Below are 20,305 nucleotides of genomic sequence, written 5' to 3' on the forward strand. Positions count from 1 at the left end.
TTTGTGCATTTTGTACATAGACCTATGAATGTTACCCCCGGCATATAAATGTTGGTTTCTGTAAACGATAGCACGCATTTTAAAAATAACGTCTATTACCTAAATTAATTTTTTGTGCAGAGCAGAAGAGTTGAAAGCGTTGCATTGAGCCATAGTTTTGACGAAAAGCTTTTTCGTTTATTGGTGGCCAGTATAAGCGATTATGCCATTTTCATGATAGACCCTAATGGTTATATCATGAGCTGGAACCAGGGTGCACAAAATATAAACGGGTACACCGAAGACGAAATTATTGGTGAGCATATCTCAGTCTTTTACATCCCTTCTGATCTGAAAAGCAATGCCCCCAGGCGAAACTTGAACGAGGCGCTTAAACATGGTAATTATGAAAGTGAAGGCTGGAAACAGCGTAAGGATGGATCGGTATTTTGGGCAAATGTAGTATTTACCACGGTATACAATGATGACGGACACCTGGCGGGTTTCGCTCAAATTACCCGCGATATTACTATCAGAAAAGAGAATGAAGATAAACGGGAAGAGATCAATACCGAGCTTGAAAAACGTGTTAAAGAAAATACCGAAACCATCATTGCCAACGAGATAAGGTTCAGGAAACTGATAGAAAATAGTTACGATGGTATTGTGTTGTTGAATAGCGGGCTGGATGTGGTTTACCGAAGCAATTCGTCTGAACGAATCAATGGGTGGAGCAACGAGGAACGGGCCGGCCATGAAATTGACGACCTGGTACATCCTAATGACAGGATAAAAGTACGTGATCTTTTAATAGAGATTCTTAATAGCCCGGGCGTTCCTATCATTTCCAGTTACCGTACCAAACATAAGCAAGGCCATTATATCTGGGTTGAATCGTTGTTTACCAATTGGCTGCATGATGAAACAATTGGCGCCATTGTCTGCAATTTTAAAGACATTACCCAGCGCGTAGTCGCGCAGGAAGAACTTGAGAAAAAGAACGAACAAATAGAGAGTATTCTTGAAAGCATTACCGACGGGTTTATAGCGTTAGATAAAGACCTTTGCTATACCTATGCCAATAAACGGGTAGGAGAAATGGTAAATCGTGATCCGGAGAAATTGATAGGCCAATACATCTGGACGGAATTTCCTGAATCGGTAAATTCTGCCACTTACAAAGCCTTTAATAAGGCAATCTCAAAAAAGCAATACGTCAGCAATGAAGACTATTATGCGCCACAGGGACTTTGGCATGAAAATCATATTTATCCGTCAGCAACAGGCGGCCTTTCTGTTTTTATAAGAGACATAACCGAACGTAAAAAAGCCGAGATTGAGATCCGTCAATTAAATGAAAGCCTGGAAAGAAAAGTAGCCGAGCGAACACTGCAGTTAGAAGCTGCGAACAAAGAGCTTGAATCGTTTTCATATTCAGTATCGCATGATTTACGCGCGCCATTGCGCGCGGTGAATGGCTACGCCATGATGCTGAAGGAAGAATTTAGCGAAAAACTGGGCGATGAAGGCAACAGGGTTATCAATACCATTACCACCAATGCAAGGTTGATGGGACAGTTAATTGATGACCTGCTGGCATTTTCGCGCATGAGCCGTAAAGAAATGGTGGCAATGCGGGTTGATATGGATGCCCTGGTTAAAGTATGCACCCGCGAGCTTTTAGAGACCCAGCCCAAACGGTATGAAATAATCATTAAAGACCTGCCCGACTGTGAAGGCGATATCAATTTAATGCGCCAGGTTTTACTGAATTTAATTGGAAATGCCATTAAATACAGCTCAAAAAATGAGCACCCGGTGATTGAGATTGGCGGAGTAACAGATAAAGATAAGCGCGTTTATTATATAACTGACAACGGTGTTGGTTTTGATATGAAATATAGTAAAAAACTGTTCGGCGTATTTCAACGCCTGCACAGCGCGCAGGAGTTTGAGGGCACCGGGGTAGGTTTAGCGCTGGCAAAAAGAATAATAAGTAAACATGGCGGAATGATCTGGGCAGAATCTGTACTTAACGAAGGTGCAACGTTTTATTTCAGCATGCCTTATAAAAAATAATATTTATGAATGTTGATGAAGTTGAAATATTATTAGTAGAGGATAACATACACGACGCCGAATTAACTATCAGGTCGCTTAAAAAAGTGAATCTTGCAAACAACTTGTTTCATGTTAAGGATGGTGAGGAGGCGCTTGATTTTATATTTGCCAAAGGCGAGTTTGCCGGTCGGCAAATAACCAATCGCCCTAAGGTTATCTTGCTGGATATTAAAATGCCCAAGGTTGACGGCATTGAGGTTTTAAAACAAATAAAAGCAAACGATATTACTAAAACCATCCCGGTTGTTATAATGACATCATCAAGAGAAGAGCAGGATATCATAACAAGTTATAAGCTGGGTGTAAACAGTTACGTTGTTAAACCGGTAAACTTTGAAGCTTTTGCCAAAGCTATTTGCGATTTAGGGTTTTATTGGTTAATAATAAATCAGCCGTCCGTATAATTTTTTTAAACTAAGTGGATACCAAAATTAAAATATTACACCTTGAGGATGTGCCAACCGATGCTGAATTGGTTGGTATTGAATTAAAAAGGTCAAAATTATCATTTGAAAGAATTGTTGTCGATAATAAAATAGACTATATACGGGCAATTGACGAATATAAACCCGACATCATCCTGTCAGACCATTCTTTACCATCATTTGACTCGCTTGAGGCTTTCGAGATCCTTAAAAAAAGCGATCTTGATGTTCCGTTTATTTTAATTACTGCTACTATATCTGAAGAGTTTGCAGTCGAAATTATGAAAAATGGCGCCGCCGATTATGTTTTAAAAGACCGTACGCAGCGATTACCCAATGCCATTTTAAATGCGCTTGAAAAATACAGGCTTGAAGCCGAGCGCAAAAAATACATGGAAGAAGTAATAGCCAATGAATCGTTATTAAAAGAAGCCGAAAATATTGCAAACATAGGCGGGCTGGATATTGATGTAAAAACCCAGTTTACAAAATGGTCGCCGGGTTTATATCATATCCTGGGGCTTGATGTTGGTGAGATGGAACCTACATTCAGAAACTTTTTTAACTGTATCCATCCTGATGATGCTTTCAAAGTCAAGGCCGATTTAGATAACGCGCTGCTAAATCTGTATTCCATAAGTATTGATTTCAGGATAAAAACCTACAAAACCGGTGATATTAAATACCTGCATGCCAAATTACTGATTGACAGGGATAAGTATGGTGCGCCGGTGCGTGTAAAAGGCTTTACACAGGATATAACCGAACGCAAATTAACCGAGGAAAAGATCAAGGAAGCATCAGAAACACAAGCGGCAATTTTAAACGCGCTGCCGCCAAATATTGTGCTGATCAATGAAAAAGGCAAGATCATAGCGGTAAATGAGTCGTGGAAAAAAATGGCCCTGTTTAATAATTTGGGTATCCCAAATTATGGTGTAGGATATAGCTACATGGCCTTGTCAGAAAAAGCTATTGGCGTTGATAATATAACCAGTATTAAAATTGAAAAAGGCATAAACGAAGTTATCAAAGGCAACACCAAAGAATTTGTAATGGAATATGCATCGCTGGGCGAAAGCGATTGGTTTATGATCGTGGTAGCGCCGCTGGCCGATAATACCCATAAAGGTGCCGTTATTCTCCATATCAATATTACCGACAGAAAATTGGCAGAAGCTTCATTGCTCAAATCAGAAGCAAATCTTCGAACGGTATTTGAAAACATTGATCTTGCTATTGTTCTTGCTGATGCAAATCTTAATGTGGCATCATTTAATAGCAATGCAAGCGCCGCTATGCTTAAACACTTTGACAAGAAACTTAGAGTAGGATCGCCTATTATTAGTCACTTTCCTAAAGACAGGCGCGCGTCTATCAAACAGCACCTGGACTTAGTTAAGGAAAAGCACCAGGTTGTGGCTTACGAAACAAGTACGATATCAGAAAATGGTGAACTGGAGTGGCATGACATTAAATGGGTAGGGGTTGTTAACCATAACAATGAAAATGTGGGCGTCATACTCACATTCAAAAACATCACTGAAAAGAAAAATATCGAATCAGAACGTGAAAACATGACTGCTGACCTTGCACAACGGATCAAGGACCTAGAGCAGTTTAATTATATCATCTCTCATAATTTAAGAGCGCCTGTAGCTAATATACAAGGCCTGGCAATGCTTTTAGCAGATATGCAACCAGGTATGCCCGAAAGCCTGGAAACATTGCGCGCGCTTGGTATATCGGTAGATAACCTGGACAAGGTGATACTTGATCTTAACCAGATCTTGCAGGTTAGGAGCCAGGTGAATGACCAGATAGAATGCGTATCACTGCCATTGCTGGTAGATGAGATTGCTGTAGGTATTGAACAGATGATTGTTAAGAATAAGGTTGAGATCATTACAGACTTTGACGAGATGGATGAACTGTATACTTTGAAAAGTTATGTATACAGCATTTTGCAAAACCTGGTTGTAAACAGTATCAAATACAGGCGCCCCGATGCAGACCCGGTTATTACCATCACCAGTAAAGTTAAAGGAGAAAGGTTGCTTATCAGTTTTAAAGATAATGGCCGGGGTATAGATCTTCAAAAAAATGGTTCGCATGTGTTTGGCCTGTACAAACGATTTGACTGGAGTGTTGAGGGCAAGGGCATAGGGTTGTTCATGGTAAAAATGCAGATGGAAAGCCTGGGTGGCTCTATTAACGTCAGGAGCGAAGTAAATGTTGGTACTGAATTTACATTGCAATTTCCGCTTTCGGTAAAATGGAACGCACCGGTTACAGTACGGTAAATTAACTGGTAAAAGGTATTTTAAATAGATTAGAATATTCTAATTTAAGGGGGTGATATTTAGGTTTTAAATTATTATAATTGTGGTAAAGTGTCAAGATTTTGACAGGTAGGGCCTGCCTTGAGTTTTTTTGCCGGGCGCTATCTGTGGTAATTTAACATTATCGAAAACCTTTAGCTGTATTTAAACTAAAACTTGTTTATCAAATGAAGAGAAGAGACTATCTGAAAAGTATTTTGGTCTTAGGCGGTTTAGGTGTAACCTCTGTTTCTGTCTTTGAATGGGTTAAGTTAACCAGGCACGTAGATACTAAACAAATTCTTGATAAACGCCCAATTATAGCCGAGCTTGCAGAAATGATCATTCCCAAAACGGATACTCCGGGAGCAAAAGACGCTAATGTGCACGATTATGTTCTTAATATCATGATTAATTGCGCAAGTGTAAAAGAGCAAAACAGGTTTGTTTCAGGTATCCAGGAAATAGAAGATTACGCATCTGATAAGTTTGGCAAAGATTTTCTGAAATGCTCTTTAAAAGAAAGGAGCGAGGCATTAAAACACATTGCAGAACACGCCGGATTTTCAACTCCGATATTAAATAAAATCAATGAGAGATATTTGGGAACCCCCTTCTACCCTAAATTTAAAGCTTTAGTGGTTGAGGGATTTTGTCTGTCAAAGCCCGGAGCAACCCAGGCCCTGGCGTATGATTATGTTCCCGGATCTTACGAGGCATGTATCCCTTTAAAACCACTTCAAAAAGCTTGGGCTACCAAATAATATATGTATATAAGCGATAAAACCAAAGAAGCTGCTACCTACGATGCTATAGTAATAGGCTCAGGTATCAGTGGTGGATGGGCAGCTATGGAGCTGTGCAAAAAAGGGTTAAAAGTATTGCTGCTTGAAAGAGGGCGCGACGTTAAACATGTTGTTGACTATCCTACAGCTACGTTAAATCCATGGGATTTTAAACTGGGCTTTAATAATACTAATAAAGATAAAGAGGAAGACCCTATACAAAGCACGTCATACAGCCCTGCTGATAAGCATTTTTATGTAAGGGATAAAGAACATCCTTATATACAGGAAAAACCATTCCACTGGATCAGGGGATACCAGGTAGGTGGTAAATCTCTGATCTGGGGCAGGCATTGCTATAGGTTAAGCGACCTGGACTTTGAGGCAAACGCAAAAGAAGGTATCGCCATTGACTGGCCCATCAGGTATAAAGATCTTGAACAATGGTATTCTTATGTAGAGACTCACATTGGCATCTCCGGGACAAAAGAAAATTTGCCTCATTTGCCTGACGGCGAGTTTTTGCCCGCATGGGACCTGAACTGTGTTGAAAAGCACTTGAAAGATTCTATTAAAAAACATGACCCTAACAGGGTGCTTATAAATGCGCGTATAGCTAATTTAACAAAAACCTGGGATGGTCGCGGGCCTTGTCAGGAAAGAAACCTGTGTAGCAGGGGGTGCCCATATGGCGGGTACTTTAGCAGCAATAGCTCTACCATCCCTGCTGCTTTGGCTACTGGTAATCTTACATTAAGGCCTTTTTCTATAGTAACCAATATTTTATATGATGAGCACAAGCAACGTGCTACTGGTGTAAGTGTTATCGATACGCTGAGTAACGAAAAGTTTGAGTTTTTCTCTAAGATCGTTTTTGTAAATGCGTCTACAATTGCAACTACGTCTATTTTACTTAATTCTACGTCATCAAGGTTTCCTAATGGTTTTGGTAACGATAGCGGGCAGCTTGGTCATAATTTGATGGATCATACGTCGGCAGCCGGTGCATACGGTATTCTTTACGATCAATACTCGGATATGTATTACAAAGGCCGCAGGCCTGAGGGGTTCTTCATCCCGCGGTTTAGAAATTTAAAGGATGACGAAAACTTGGGCTTTAAAAGAGGCTATAATTTTCAAGGGCATGGCGAACGGCAGGAGTGGGGTGATAAATCACGCTATATCGTTAATGAATTTGGCGAAGACTTTAAAGCTAAATTAACTACGCCGGGCCCCTGGACAGTTTGGATGCAGGGCTGGGGCGAGTGCTTACCTTACTTCACCAATAAAATGTCGTTGAGTGATAAAGAAAAAGACAAATGGGGTTTGCCGCTTGTTAAGATCGACTTCGCTTATGAAGATAATGAAAATAAAATGATCGATGATATCCGTAAAACATCTGCAGAAATGCTAACACAGGCTGGTTTTAAAGATATAGATTCATTTAGATATACTAAACCCGGCGGCTCTACAATTCACGAAATGGGTACCGCACGCATGGGGCTTGATCCTAAAACCTCTGTGTTGAACAAATTCAATCAAATACATGATGTGAAAAATGTGTTTGTTACTGACGGTAGTTGTATGGTCTCTTCCGGTTCTCAAAATCCATCTTTAACTTATATGGCGCTAACAGCAAGAGCTTGTGATTTTGCTGTCGATGAATTAAAAAAGGGGAATATATAATACAAGAAAAATCAATTTTAAGCTATATACTGCTACTGGATATTGTGTTGAAAAAAGGATTTTTGTGCAAAAAATAAATCATTTATCACGAATAAAATTCTTAAATTAAACCAAATTTTTTATTTATGCTAAGATGATATTGATAATATAATATTACTTTATCTGTATAAATAAGCCTTACCAATTAATTAAATCTGTACGGGTATATAAATAGTTGATTTTTAAACAATTGGCATGGTGTTTGTATTTCTTAATTTATCCAAACATCTGCCTAAGTAAGTATTATGTGCAAGTTATTAATGATAGATGATAACCCGTTAGAGCATCTGATAATGCAGAGGATGGTGGATAACTATAATGTTTTCCCTAACATGGATCATAGCTTAGAGCCAGACATGACTATAGCTTATCTTGAGAATAATTATACCGATTCTGAAAATTTACCTAATGTTATTTTTCTTGACTTGAATATGCCCAAGTTTAGTGGCTGGGATTTTATTAAAAGTTTTGAAAAGATATACGCCAAACTGAAAAGGCCTATTGATATATATATATTATCGTCATCTATCGATAGCAGGGATATTGCTCAATCTCAAAAATATCCCTTTGTTAAAGCCTTTTTTCCAAAACCGATTGCAAAATCTACTCTGTTAGACCTTGATGCCATTTATAACAAAGCAAGCTAAATCCAATAGCTAAAATGTCAATGACTTTTAGATACTATTATTATTCTCAATTCCCGGTTACCAATATTCTTTCATTAATTTATATAACGACTAATTGTCTATGTTGGATTTTATTTTCGGGCAGTGATTTTAATGCTGTGAGCCGTCGACAAAAATCGTCCTGATTCGCGATCCTTAAACTTGACCGATAAGGTAGGTGACATTTGTACATTATCAGGCGCATCTTTAAGTGCATATAAGTTATATTAAGTCAAAGGTAATTGGCATTGATTGTGGCAAGAAGTATCTTAGCCTTTTATATAACGATAATTTTCAGTGATTTTTTTGCGGTTTATAGTATTAGTTAACTATCTTTAAATGTACAATTGTATATACAGGTTGTAAAGCTGAATTTTGTTTAGCTAATATTAAATATATATTTAATATTAAACCAAGATATATTTGCATATTAAATTGACTGATTATTTATTTTGTATTGAGCCGATAATAAAACCCTAATTATTATTCATCTTATTTTTTCTTACAAGTATTTAATATAATCTTATGCTTAAGCTATTGATAGTTGACGATAATCCTTTAGAGCACTTGATTACAGAGATAATGGTAAGAGAGAGCAAAATCTTTGAGCATATATCGCACAGCATGGAAGCTGATGTAGCCATTGCAGATCTGGAAAGAAATATCAATAAACCTGATGCTTTACCTGATGTAATATTTCTGGATCTTAGTATGCCTGTTTTTAGCGGCTGGGATTTTATAGATAAATTTGAAGAGCTTCATCCCCAGTTAAATAAGCCCATTGATATATACATTGTATCATCATCAATAGATACCGGAGATATTTTCAGGGCGGGAAAATACAAGTTTGTTAAGGCTTATTTTACCAAACCCTTAAAGAAAGAAACACTTACAAACTTATATTCCGTTTACCATCCTAAGGGCTGATAAACGAAATATTATGCAAGTTCAAATACATTAAGATTCTTGTTGAGCAAGCTCGGGTTCAACATGATTATAATCAGAATGATCATAATGTGTTGAAGATACGCCCATAAGTATTGCATTAGGGCTGAATGTATGCATCATGTGCCAGTCCAACGGCTCAACGATCAGGCATTGCGACGGACTGTTAAGAAAAAACTCCTGTTTTGTTTTACCATTGTTAATTACAACAGTAAAAGATCCGTTTACACAAAATAAGGCTTCAACGGTAATATAATGTAAATGTCCACCACGATTAGCCTGGTCGGCAATATCATGGATATAATATATACGTTTAATATCAAACGGAAGTATTTTATCAATAGCGGTTAAACGCCCGCGTTCGTCAGAAAAACTTTTAATATCAATTAGGTAAGCCATAAAATTAGTTTATTACGTTGTTTGCTTTATCGAGCATGTCAAAAAGTTGTTCGTCTTTATTTATATCAAGCTTTCGCGCAAATATGCTGTCAGACGCCATTATTTTATCAAAATCTTCGCTTAATAGTACTTTGGGGCGAGCCTCGCCGGGAGGCCAGTCAATATAACGATAGTTTTTATTAATTACATTATCTTTAAAAGGAGAGGCCATAATTATAGTCTGGAATATAAACTCGTCGCTCCCCCAGGTATATCTTAAAAAATTCTTTAGTTGTGAATTGCTATCAATAACGTTTACTACGTATTGAGCGCATTGCATACTTAGTGTCCAGAAGGTTTCTTTACCATACAAACGAACATCCAATGGGAATTTTCTTTTACCCGTAAACATATTGACTATTTTTTCGAGCCTGCTGTGCCCTTTAAAAGTCATTTCGGTGAAATGATATTTAGTAACACGCTCGTTAGCTTCACTCCATTCGGTTTCAAAATCTTTATAAAGAATAAATTCCTTACCTATATTATCTTTAAGAAACTTTTCAATGTATTCTGCTGATTTTATTGGATAATCCTGACCTGTTATCAGATTAATAAACTCATATTTATTGTTTGATGCGGTTATCTGACGTATGCCATTTAATGCAGCTTCAACAGTGCTAAACCCGGCCCATTTAATGTCAACCCTGTTTTCAATAAAATAGACATTGGGTATATCAAATAACTCTTTGTGGGTATTTAGATCAAGCTTTTTATCTACATGTATATAGAAATCGAACGAGCCATTATTTAGCGCGTCAACAAGCCTTTTTGTTTGCCTGGCCGAGGTATAGGTTATTATTAAAATTGCGAATCTCAATTTAAATTAAATTAAAGATTAATGTGATTATCGGAAAATACAATCCAAAAATGGTAAATTATTTTGATATATTTAAAATATATCAAAAGCCAACTATTAAAATATTTTAATAGTTTTAATATGCTCTGTACGATATGGATATATACAACTGCATGATGTATTATATTACCTTCTATATTCAATATCTCCAATTGTAATCATCTTTCATTAACAAAAAGATAATTAATAATTAATAGTGATATTGCCTTAAACAATCAGTTTCGATACTAATGATATTTGCCGGGATTTAGAAAGCTCAGTATGCCGGATTTAATCAAAAAGCAAAATAAACCCACTTGATTATTAGTTGATAATCCTAAAAGTTTTTTAAAAACTGATTCTCATAAATCATAACCCGATGCGTTTTTGCACCCTAATTCTCCCTGAAATTATTAAGTATTAATTTTTTTTTGACAAACTTATTAACATTTACAAAAGGGCCCTAAACGTTACGATAGCCACGTTTTTTGCCCATTATAGCGGACGTTTTCGTAGGGTTTTCCACACGTTTACAGGTGTTTTTTCTTTTTGAACGTAACCTAATCTGATTTAGTGGCGTAGAAGTGCTCAAGAAAACGATTTGTGATTTAATTAACCCCCTACTATGAACAAGAAATTTAAAGCCCTTACTTATATCGCTGCAGCAGCAGCACTGGTTTTTACCGCATGCACAAAACCACTTGAAGTTCCTACACCAACCCCAATCTCATCAGGATCTACCGGAACAACCGGAACCACAGGAAAGACTGGCTCAACTGCAACAACCGGTACGACCGGAACTACAGGAAAGACCGGGACAACAGGATCTACCGGAGCAACAGGATCTACCGGAGCAACAACACCTCCAGTAGTAACCCCGCCAACCGGAAATACATATAACGTTGGTGATGGTAAAAATGCACTTACCATAGATGGTAAAACAAAAAGCTACCCTGCAGGAAGTATTATCATTATTAAAGCAGGTACTTATACTGGCGCAATTACTGTTCAAAATTTAACAGGTGTTACCGTACAAGGTACGGGTGTTATATTAGATGGTCTGAACAAATCAACTGCCGGTCAATTCAATGCCCTTGACCTTGGTAATTTAACCAATGTTACAATATCTGGTATCACTGTGCAAAATAGCAGTTACCGCGCGGTTAATATTGATTCACGCTTGGTAGGTGTAACTTTAACCCAAATGACTTATAGCAACTGCGAATCAGGGATAATGGGAGTTGGCGATCAAACAATTTGGGATAAAACAGACAATACTGTGTTCTTGTTAAACTTTACCATATCAAACAGTACCTTCAACAATGTCGGTCCAAGTATGTTGGGCCCATACAGCGGCGGTATAAAAAATGGAAACGTTTACAGCCTTGTTAAGAACTTAACTATCAGCGGTAACAAATTTACAGGCGCTGATGCAGGTGACCTGATACAATGTGAAGCTGTAGACAATTTCCAGATATTTAACAACACGATTACAAATATCAATCCGACTAATAATGGTGATAACAGGTTGTTTATGATGATTGGTTACGGAGATGCATATAACAATACCTTTACCAATTATGAAGGACACGCTATTGGTATATGGCCTATAAGCTTCGGCACAACTGTTAAAACCAGCCATATCCATAACAACACTTGTAAAAATTCAAGAAGATATTCAGCTTTTGAATATCAAGAGTTCACTGAACTTGCTATCTCAGGTACAACTGTAAAATCTGATCTGATTGTTGATAGTAACGTTGTTAGTAGCATTAACACAGATCATTGGACAGGATATCCAGGAACATTTATTGATAACTATATGTTTGGTTATGTAGGTGGTCACGTAACTCTTACAAATAACAAAGGTTACAATTTCTATCCTGCACCTTTACTGGGTATATTATGGAACCTTGCCGCGCCTTTCCTTTCAAGCGGAAACACTTACAGTGCAACTGCACTTTAATAGCAGATTTAGTATAAAAGTTTATAATGTAAACGGCCTTGTGAATTTCACAAGGCCGTTTTATTGTTATAAGTACTAATTAAGTATTTCTACAAAAATTGGCGTTTCTGTTACTTTAATTTTAAAAGCGGGCTTAGTAACATGAATAGTTTCAGATCTCATCTGATTGGCGCCCGGCACCAAATAATTAATACGAATAGCAGAACTTTTGCCCGGATTTAAATTATAAAACGCTTCGCGGCCTTTTTCGTCAGGTACATATAATATATAGATGTCTTTATTGCCTTTGGTATAAATATCTACCACAGGATCGCTGCTGATAGTTTGTTTGTAGGAGTAAGCACCAAGTAACTTTTTAACCTGCAGAAAATAATCGGCAACAGGGCGCTTTTTATTATCTCTATCAATAAACCCTGATGATGAGTATTGAATAGGGTCATTGACGTTAACATCATCCACCATATAAAAAAAAGACTTTTTTAGTTGATGCCGTGTATATAAAAATGCAGACCTTATCATCCAGTCGGCTTGCGTGATCAATACCGGTTTATTGCCTATTTTAATAGCTCGTTGCGGGCTTTTAGGATTAATGTCATATCCTGACTCAGTGATCCATACGGGCATGCTATTAGCGTATTTTTTTGACATTGCCACAAACGAATCAGCTACTTTTGCCGCAGTTGATAGTTCGGGGGCTTTGCCAACTGTTCTTTCGTCACCTTCAAGAACCGCGTCACAATTGTAAAAGTGATAGTTAATAATATCAAAGCATAGATCAACAGAACCATCTGCCTTAAGCCCTCTGTGCTTTCTGCACCAATTGATCATACCTACAACGTAGTTAGGCGTAGGCGCCGAGAGCCCTGACATTACAACTACCATAGTTGGATCGGCTGATTTTATACCCACGTTTTTACCTAACCGGCCTTTGTCCCCATCGTAAAATGCTGATAGATTAGCCGCGTATTGCTCGGCGCTTTGCTGGATGCCGGGGCCTAACCAGTCTTTATCAACTTCATTTCCACATTCAATATAATGCACGTAGCCTAAACCAACTTTTATGTCATTAGCCTCGTCGTGCGGCCAACGTGGCGTTTGGGAAACATCTACCAGTTTTCTGTCGATAATTTTATTATTGCCATACCTGGCCGCAAATTGAAACGCGGCTTTAGCCTGGTATAGATAAGAGCGGGGATTTAATCGGTCTGAACCATACGGAACAGGTACAACATCAGCGCTTTGCTTGTCCTTAGGATAAGTGTTTGCCAGCCAAGCCGGGGTGTTTTTTAAGCAGGCTAATACTTCTATGTTATTTTCTTTACACGCGAGATAAACGCTATCATAATTAAAACCGCCCGAATGCGTGGGATTAAAGGTATATACCCCCTTTTCAGATTCTATTCGTTCCCAGTCCATATAATGTCTGAATCCGGTAAACGACCGCATGTTTTCAAGCTGTTTTTTATTTACCCTGCTGCCGGATTTATCAAGAAAATCCCACTCAAAACCATTAATTCCTAAAAAATCATCGAAAGTGGGGCTGTTGTTCTGGACTACATTCAGCTTAATGTTTTCTTTAATGGTATGATTATGTTTTTGGGCACATGCTAAACCAAATAAAACGTAACCTATCACTATTGTTTGAATGAATAATTTTAACATACAGATCGAATTTGAATTTGAAGTAGCGTGGTTTTGTTGAAAACCCATAGTAACCATCAATTAACAATCCAATGCTAACATTCCCCGCTTTGTTAAATAGCCAATAGCAACTAATGGTAAAAGTATAAAAATTTATTTTTATACTTGAATACATTGTTATCTGATAAAAGTGGGGTAATTAATGTTTTTGGGTGTTTGCTTCGGACAAAATTATTTGACTGATATGATCCGAAAACAAAATTATATCTTCGGTTGAAAAAGATATCTAGCCAATCATATTTGGAAAGTTTATGTAATTTTAGTTGCGCCAATAAGGGGCTTAATGCCCAGTTTTGGGCGGACTAGGTGTACGTTACAGGTCAGTAAATTGATAGCTAAATATTGTACTAACAATTAGAAACAAACTACAAAAGCGTACTAAAAAGATTAAACAAATTTAAAATGAACAGAAAAAATGGAATTGATTTATTTAGGCTTGTTGCATCTTTTTTTATAATCTGCCTGCATACCAGTTACGGAAACTTAAATAAGGAAATTGTTGATGATCTGCGATTACTTTCACGGTGGGCTTTACCATTCTTTTTTATAACGACAGGTTTTTTTCTTGGCTATAAAATTGAAAATAATACACTTGATTTTAAAAATATCCAGAAGAATGTAAGCCTGTTAATTTCAATTCTGATTATTTCAAGCATAGTTTGTTTGCCAATAGATATTGTAAAAGGGAACATGTCAATTGGCGTTTCAAATATATTAACGGGTCTCCATGCTCATTTATGGTTTATCGGTTCACTATTGATTGGGTATATTTTTATTTGGTATTTATTTTTTATCAAAAGGAATAACTACCTGCCTTACATATCCATCGGCATATTGCTCCTTGCGCTTTTTTCAGATTCCTACGACCAGGTATTTGGTAAAAATATCGATTTTGAGTTGGCCAGATTTTTATTGTCTATTCCATTGATGTACATAGGGATCATTCTTGCGAAAAAAGAAAATGTCTTTAATTCAATCAGTAATATATTATTAATAGGATTGGTTATTGCGGGCATAGCCATTCAATTTATTGAAGCACAATTGCTATTTAAGTATTTCAATTATGATAAGTTTAATCATCAATTTTTATTGGGCACAATTATAATTGCTATCCCATTGTTTATTTTAAGCACAAAAATAAATACGGAAGAAAATGTCCTCACAAAATGGGGAAAGGAATACTCGCTGTTTGTTTACTTGTACCATCCTCTTACGCTTGCAGTTATGACTGTGATATTTAAATTTACGCCTAACAGTTTTGATTTTATAAGATGGTTTTCTCCTGTTATCGCGTTTACTTTAACATTAACGTTTTCCATCATTTTGAATAAGTTTTTCCCTAAAATTTACAATATTATGAACGGGAACATTGCAAATAAAACTGCCTTAAATTCACTTCCGCATTAGTGGGTGCAAGCGTAAAACTTGCATTGGTTGATGCTAAGATTTGTTAGTAAGATTTTGTTGAGCTGTTATTTGTTGGATTTTGCATTGCACGATATTATAATATCTTTGTCACAGGCACGTACGCGGAGTTTGTAGATGGTTCTGTATTCGCATTGCGGCCGTGTAGCATTAATGAAAAAAACTATTCTTGTCTTAATAACAGCCTTTATTGGGTATATCGCAAAGGCTCAAACAAAACTTTCTGCAGATATAGCCGCAAATACAATTGTTTTAGGTAGCGGCGAGGGTTTTTTAATAATTGATGGTGCAAATAATAGATATGCTCCGGGTACACGTATAATTGTTAAGCCTGGTATTTATACCAACGGACTAATTGTTCAAAATCTTAAAGACGTTATTATAAGTGGGAAAGACGTAACAGTTGATGGGCTTTCACAAACAGCAGAAGGGTTTAATAGCTGCCTTAACTTAGGTAATCTTAATAATGTTAAAATTACCGGTTTTACTACACAAAATAATGGGTACAGAATGCTCAATATCAACTCGCGGCTGGTAGGGGTGACGTTAGATAGCCTAAGTTTTATTAATTGCTCACAGGGCATATATGTTAACAATAGTAACAAACTAATATGGGATGGTACCGAAAAGACAGTAAATCTGCTGAACTTTAAAATTACCAACTCAGAATTTATTAATTGCGGTACAAATGAACTGGGTGGAGGTATAGAACATGGTTATGTTTATAACCTGGTGAAAAATGTAGTGATCAGCAACAATATATTTACCGGGGGTAATCCCGGAGATTTAATTGCCTGTAAGGCTGTTGACGGTTTTAAGGTGTTTAATAATACCATTGATGGTGTTAATCCTACCACTAATGGTGATAACAGGTTAATAATGATGACGGGTAATGGCGATGCGTACAATAATAAATTTACTAACTATGAAGGGCATGCTATTGCCGTTTGGCCTGTAAGTTTTGGTAAAGTTGTTAAAACCAGTCATTTTTATAATAATGTGTGTATTGGTTCCAGAAGATACGCCGCTTTTGAGTTTCAGGAATTTAAAGAATTTGCCATCCATGGCATAACTACAAAGTCAGATCTGATTGTAAATAATAACGTTTGCGGCGATATCAATACCGACCACTGGACCGGGTACCCGGGTACATTTATTGATAATTACCAGTTTGGTTATATGGGAGGAAAAGTTACGCTTACTAACAATAAAGGTTTTAACTTTTTCCCGGTCCCAACAAATAACGTATATTGGAATTTGGCTAAACCATCTGTAGTGCACGGTAATGTTTACACTGCTGAGCAATCTAAATAACCATTAAATTCGTAATTCTTAATAATTTAAAATTAGTGCTATGTATTTAACAACTATATGTTGTTAACAAAATTAACTAATGTAATAAAATTAATTAAGACAAAATTCTTTAATTTACTGTATGTTAATTTATTGAACAGGTGGGTGTATATTGTGGAAGTATTTCTATAAGCAGTGTAACATAATACACAATATATATTAAGCCAATAGTTAATTTATATATATAATGTTAATGGCATATTAATAGTAAACGTATACCTTAGATTTTAGTTGCGGGTATTGAGTTTTGGATGTCTATCTTGCCGAAATCATACATGAAACGAGGATGTATATTAAAATATGCAATAAATCTGAATTTTGGAATAAATAATGATAATTTAGAACTATAAAATAAAGGTTTTTTATAAATTTATCAGGTTTGTTATGTTGGCAGGGAAATAAGATATTTGAGATATTTTTCTATTTTTGTGTGGGTAATAATATTTCGATATATATAACTGAATTATATAGTTGGTAATCAAGTAAATAAAAATTGTATATAGATAATTTATGCAAGTTATAGTTAAATCAAATAAAACATTTACCAGATTACATAGCCGGGATTAAACAATCAGCAAACATAAATTGTAACAATCAACTTAAAGGCTTGATATAATTAAGCCGGCTGGGAAAAATAGCGTTAACTTTAAAAAATATAATTATTGCACACTAAATTAAATCATTAAACTATTAATCAAATGAAAAAATTATACCCGGTACTCTTCTTATTAGTAACCCTGTTAAGTTTTAAGGCGTCTGCACAAGAAACCGTAATGAGTGAAATAAATTATACTTTTTTAGAGAAATGTATACAATCTGCTAAAGATCATTACATCAGGCGTAAAATATTTGGTTTAAGGGCGCAAGATGCTCACCTTAATATTTCAACAAGCACTATTTCTTATTTAGATATTTTTACTGCTTCATATTTTTACAGGCCAAATGATAAACCGGTAATTGCCGGCGACGGTCTTACAACAGCAAACCCATACTCAGTAAACGGCTTTCAATTCGGTGGAACTATAAATATTGGACAATATCTTCAAAAACCATTTTTGGTTAAAAAAGCGAAATATGAATATCAGATTGCTGAATTAGAAGCTCAGGAATATGATAAAACTTTAGCTACAGAAGTTAAGACTAACTATTACAATTATATACAGCAGCTAAGCCAGCTTAAGCTAACCAATCAAAGTGTACAGGATACTAAAAGTATAGCTGAAACTACAAGAAATAAATTTCAAAAAGGCGAAGCTACTTTAGATGTATATAACCAATCAAGAGCCGCTGAAGCTGCAGCAGAAAGCACAAAAATACAGGCCGAAATTGCTTACTTAAAAGCAAAAGATGCTTTGGAAGATATTATAGGTGTCAAGCTTACGGAAATTAAATAAAAAGCCGACTACCTGAAAACATAGTACTATATAAATGGATATAAAAGCGTTTCTAAAAGTTATAAGCCGGTACAAGTGGATAGTGATTTTGGTACCAATTATTGTTGTAACCATTACCTATTTTTTGGTTCAGAATTTACCCAAACAATACAGCTCAGAATCACAAATAGCAACGGGGCTGCTTGATCCTTCCAAGAAAGTAATTTCCAGCGAAACTGTTGACTTGTTTAAGACAAGCCAACAGTTTAATACTATGATGGAAAAGCTGAAATCTAAAAAGCTGATCAATCTGCTTGCCTATAACTTAATTATTCATGAGTTAGAAAATCCGCAAAAAGCATTTAAAAAGTATAAAAGCGAACAATTAGACTCGTTGCGTCCTGAAAATAAAGTACAGGTTATTAAAATTTTAAAGAGAAAACTTGATAACAGCGAAATTTTAACGGTTTTAGATAATAATGGCCCTTTCAGATTGTATGACCTTGTTGAATCAATGGGATATGGGGAGAACGGATTTGGAAAAGCCTTAGATATTAGCCATACCGAAAATAGTGATGATATTAATATAAAATATACATCGCCAAACCCTGATCTGTCTGCATATGTGGTAAACACCCTGGCATCTGAATTTATTAGCAGTTACAGCACTGATGTAAACACCAATCAAAACAGATCACTTACCCAGCTTGACTCTGTGCTAAAAAGTAAAGAGGCTGTAATGATCCAAAAGAATGCCGACTTAGCGGATTTTAAAAAGAACAAAGGCGTACTTAATCTTACAGGAGAGTCGACTAATCTAAACGGACAAATTACAAATCTTGAAATTGATAAAACAACACAACAAAAAGTAATTGACGGCAGCACTGCACAGTTGCTGATTATTGCAAGAAAACTTAATGGTGGCAGTGATGCTGATCTGGGTAATAATGGCAGGTCAAGCAGCACAGATATAATTAATTTGCAAAATCAATTAAGGATAGCCAGTAATACCCTGGTTGATAATGGATTCAAACCTGCCGATCAAAGACGTGTAGATTCTTTACGACGGTTACTTAGCAGCAAAAGTTCTCAAAATAATGATGACAACGTTATTGATCCAAGAATAAATAAAACAGCTTTACTTACTCAAAAAACCAATCTTGAGCTTGGCATATCACAAGCCAGAGCCAGTTTACAAGCAATAAATTCGCAATTAAATTCATTAAAGGCCCAATACAAAGGTATGGTGCCGTATGATGCTGATATTGCCCAAAAACAGAATGACGCAGATTTTGCTACTAAAGATTACCAAACCTTTTTAGTAACCTATAATCAAAACAAAACGGATATTAACACCGGTTTTCATTTAACAATTGAGCAGTACGGTTTGCCGGGCGCGCCTGAGCCATCTAAACGAGCAATTATACTGGCCGGATCAGGCATTGGAAGTGTTGTTTTGTGCCTGGCTTTTCTATTCGTCATATTTGTATCTGATAACTCTATTAATGATGTCCGTCATCTCGAAAAAGCGGTCAAATCAAAGGCCGTTGGTACCTTAAATATGATCACTGGTAAAGAGAAGAATATAAGGGATATATGGGATGATAATGAAGATAAAACTTATGCCGTATACCGTGATCTGCTCAGGTCGCTAAGGTTTGAAATTAGCAACAAACTTGACGAGGATGATAGCAAAATATTAGGTATTACAAGTTTGATTAATGGCGAAGGAAAAACTTTAATTGCACATAGTCTTGCCTACGCGTTTGCAATGACAGGCAAAAAAATCTTATTGATTGCTGATGACTTCCCAATGGCAAAATCAGAAAGTACTGAACTTGTTACCGGCCAAAATTTCCAAACATTTTTAGTAAAGAAAGAGATCCAGACTGAAGATCTGATTACTGTTATGAATAAAAATATGGCTCAAAACTCTCTTTTAGAGATGCATAATATTAAGAGCCTTAAAATTGGTTTTGAAGTACTCAGGAAAGAATTTGATATCATTATTATAGATGTTAATAGCCTGCATAATTTGAATATTGCTAAAGAATGGCTATTGTTTACCGAAAAAAATATAGCAGTATTTGAAGCGGGCCGCACTATTAAAGAAAACGATCTGGCATTTGTAAAGTATATTAAGGAGCAACCAGGTTTTATTGGATGGATCCTTAATAAATTCAAGGTTTAACATAACAACCTCAAATAGCATATTGAATATAATTTGAAGTCCCTTGTTTTGATATTA

Annotated in this window: 15 protein-coding genes; 12 read left to right on the plus strand and 3 right to left on the minus strand. The window is 36.2% G+C overall.

Annotation, left to right across the window (positions count from 1 at the left end; genetic code table 11):
- Positions 1-114 precede the first annotated feature (114 nt).
- From FO440_RS13370 to FO440_RS13400, 7 genes are all read left to right on the plus strand, one after another.
- The gene (locus FO440_RS13370; RefSeq protein WP_144248767.1) at positions 115-2,058 is read left to right on the plus strand and encodes a PAS domain-containing sensor histidine kinase; all 1,944 of its coding nucleotides are present in this window, start codon (positions 115-117) and stop codon (positions 2,056-2,058) included.
- A 5-nt stretch (positions 2,059-2,063) separates the two neighbouring features.
- The gene (locus FO440_RS13375) at positions 2,064-2,504 is read left to right on the plus strand and encodes a response regulator (protein ID WP_144248768.1); all 441 of its coding nucleotides are present in this window, start codon (positions 2,064-2,066) and stop codon (positions 2,502-2,504) included.
- A 14-nt stretch (positions 2,505-2,518) separates the two neighbouring features.
- Positions 2,519-4,828 (plus strand): PAS domain S-box protein, encoded by a 2,310-nt coding sequence (locus FO440_RS13380; protein WP_144248769.1) that lies wholly within the window; start codon positions 2,519-2,521, stop codon positions 4,826-4,828.
- A gap of 206 nt (positions 4,829-5,034) precedes the next feature.
- A complete protein-coding gene (locus FO440_RS13385; RefSeq protein WP_144248770.1) occupies positions 5,035-5,610 on the plus strand; it encodes a gluconate 2-dehydrogenase subunit 3 family protein in 576 nt (191 codons plus the stop codon).
- A gap of 3 nt (positions 5,611-5,613) precedes the next feature.
- Positions 5,614-7,317 carry a GMC oxidoreductase gene (locus FO440_RS13390; protein WP_144248771.1) on the plus strand — a complete coding sequence of 568 codons (1,704 nt, stop codon included), beginning with the start codon at positions 5,614-5,616 and terminating at the stop codon, positions 7,315-7,317.
- Positions 7,318-7,601: 284 nt separating this feature from the next.
- Positions 7,602-8,003, plus strand: coding sequence for a response regulator (locus FO440_RS13395; protein WP_144248772.1), 402 nt, complete (start codon positions 7,602-7,604; stop codon positions 8,001-8,003).
- Between the two features lie 543 nt (positions 8,004-8,546).
- Positions 8,547-8,948: a response regulator gene (locus tag FO440_RS13400; RefSeq protein WP_144248773.1), complete on the plus strand. Its 402-nt coding sequence runs from the start codon at positions 8,547-8,549 to the stop codon at positions 8,946-8,948.
- 30 nt (positions 8,949-8,978) lie between these two features.
- On the opposite strand, the gene FO440_RS13405 is transcribed toward FO440_RS13400, so the two are convergent.
- Both FO440_RS13405 and FO440_RS13410 read right to left on the minus strand, forming a co-directional pair.
- Complete coding sequence (locus FO440_RS13405) at positions 8,979-9,365, minus strand: sugar 3,4-ketoisomerase (protein WP_144248774.1); 387 nt, start codon at positions 9,363-9,365, stop codon at positions 8,979-8,981.
- 4 nt (positions 9,366-9,369) lie between these two features.
- Complete coding sequence (locus FO440_RS13410) at positions 9,370-10,221, minus strand: beta-1,6-N-acetylglucosaminyltransferase (protein ID WP_144248775.1); 852 nt, start codon at positions 10,219-10,221, stop codon at positions 9,370-9,372.
- A gap of 643 nt (positions 10,222-10,864) precedes the next feature.
- Here FO440_RS13410 and FO440_RS13415 point away from each other — a divergent pair.
- A complete protein-coding gene (locus FO440_RS13415; RefSeq protein ID WP_144248776.1) occupies positions 10,865-12,205 on the plus strand; it encodes a right-handed parallel beta-helix repeat-containing protein in 1,341 nt (446 codons plus the stop codon).
- A 75-nt stretch (positions 12,206-12,280) separates the two neighbouring features.
- Here the strand turns inward: FO440_RS13415 and FO440_RS13420 are convergent, their stop codons facing one another.
- Positions 12,281-13,867 carry a hypothetical protein gene (locus tag FO440_RS13420; protein WP_144248777.1) on the minus strand — a complete coding sequence of 529 codons (1,587 nt, stop codon included), beginning with the start codon at positions 13,865-13,867 and terminating at the stop codon, positions 12,281-12,283.
- A 441-nt stretch (positions 13,868-14,308) separates the two neighbouring features.
- On the opposite strand from FO440_RS13420, the gene FO440_RS13425 reads away from it, so the two are divergent.
- The 4 genes from FO440_RS13425 (at position 14,309) to FO440_RS13440 (ending at position 20,248) form a co-directional block, all read left to right on the plus strand.
- Positions 14,309-15,313, plus strand: a complete 1,005-nt coding sequence (locus tag FO440_RS13425; protein WP_144248778.1) for an acyltransferase family protein — start codon at positions 14,309-14,311, stop codon at positions 15,311-15,313.
- Positions 15,314-15,484: 171 nt separating this feature from the next.
- Positions 15,485-16,645 (plus strand): right-handed parallel beta-helix repeat-containing protein, encoded by a 1,161-nt coding sequence (locus FO440_RS13430; RefSeq protein ID WP_144248779.1) that lies wholly within the window; start codon positions 15,485-15,487, stop codon positions 16,643-16,645.
- Positions 16,646-17,382: 737 nt separating this feature from the next.
- Complete coding sequence (locus tag FO440_RS13435) at positions 17,383-18,078, plus strand: TolC family protein (RefSeq protein WP_144248780.1); 696 nt, start codon at positions 17,383-17,385, stop codon at positions 18,076-18,078.
- A gap of 34 nt (positions 18,079-18,112) precedes the next feature.
- A complete protein-coding gene (locus FO440_RS13440; protein ID WP_144248781.1) occupies positions 18,113-20,248 on the plus strand; it encodes an exopolysaccharide transport family protein in 2,136 nt (711 codons plus the stop codon).
- Positions 20,249-20,305 lie beyond the last annotated feature (57 nt).

The organism is Mucilaginibacter corticis, assembly GCF_007558865.1.
In the GTDB taxonomy this organism is placed as follows: Bacteria; Bacteroidota; Bacteroidia; order Sphingobacteriales; family Sphingobacteriaceae; genus Mucilaginibacter; species Mucilaginibacter corticis.

Coding starts and splice junctions, on each gene's coding strand:
- FO440_RS13395 (WP_144248772.1), top strand. CDS start 7,602: ATGTGCAAGTTATTAATGATAGATGATAACCCGTTAGAGCATCTGATA.
- FO440_RS13430 (WP_144248779.1), top strand. CDS start 15,485: ATGAAAAAAACTATTCTTGTCTTAATAACAGCCTTTATTGGGTATATC.
- FO440_RS13390 (WP_144248771.1), top strand. CDS start 5,614: ATGTATATAAGCGATAAAACCAAAGAAGCTGCTACCTACGATGCTATA.
- FO440_RS13440 (WP_144248781.1), top strand. CDS start 18,113: ATGGATATAAAAGCGTTTCTAAAAGTTATAAGCCGGTACAAGTGGATA.
- FO440_RS13420 (WP_144248777.1), bottom strand. CDS start 13,867: ATGTTAAAATTATTCATTCAAACAATAGTGATAGGTTACGTTTTATTT.
- FO440_RS13375 (WP_144248768.1), top strand. CDS start 2,064: ATGAATGTTGATGAAGTTGAAATATTATTAGTAGAGGATAACATACAC.
- FO440_RS13385 (WP_144248770.1), top strand. CDS start 5,035: ATGAAGAGAAGAGACTATCTGAAAAGTATTTTGGTCTTAGGCGGTTTA.
- FO440_RS13435 (WP_144248780.1), top strand. CDS start 17,383: ATGAAAAAATTATACCCGGTACTCTTCTTATTAGTAACCCTGTTAAGT.
- FO440_RS13400 (WP_144248773.1), top strand. CDS start 8,547: ATGCTTAAGCTATTGATAGTTGACGATAATCCTTTAGAGCACTTGATT.
- FO440_RS13425 (WP_144248778.1), top strand. CDS start 14,309: ATGAACAGAAAAAATGGAATTGATTTATTTAGGCTTGTTGCATCTTTT.
- FO440_RS13405 (WP_144248774.1), bottom strand. CDS start 9,365: ATGGCTTACCTAATTGATATTAAAAGTTTTTCTGACGAACGCGGGCGT.
- FO440_RS13415 (WP_144248776.1), top strand. CDS start 10,865: ATGAACAAGAAATTTAAAGCCCTTACTTATATCGCTGCAGCAGCAGCA.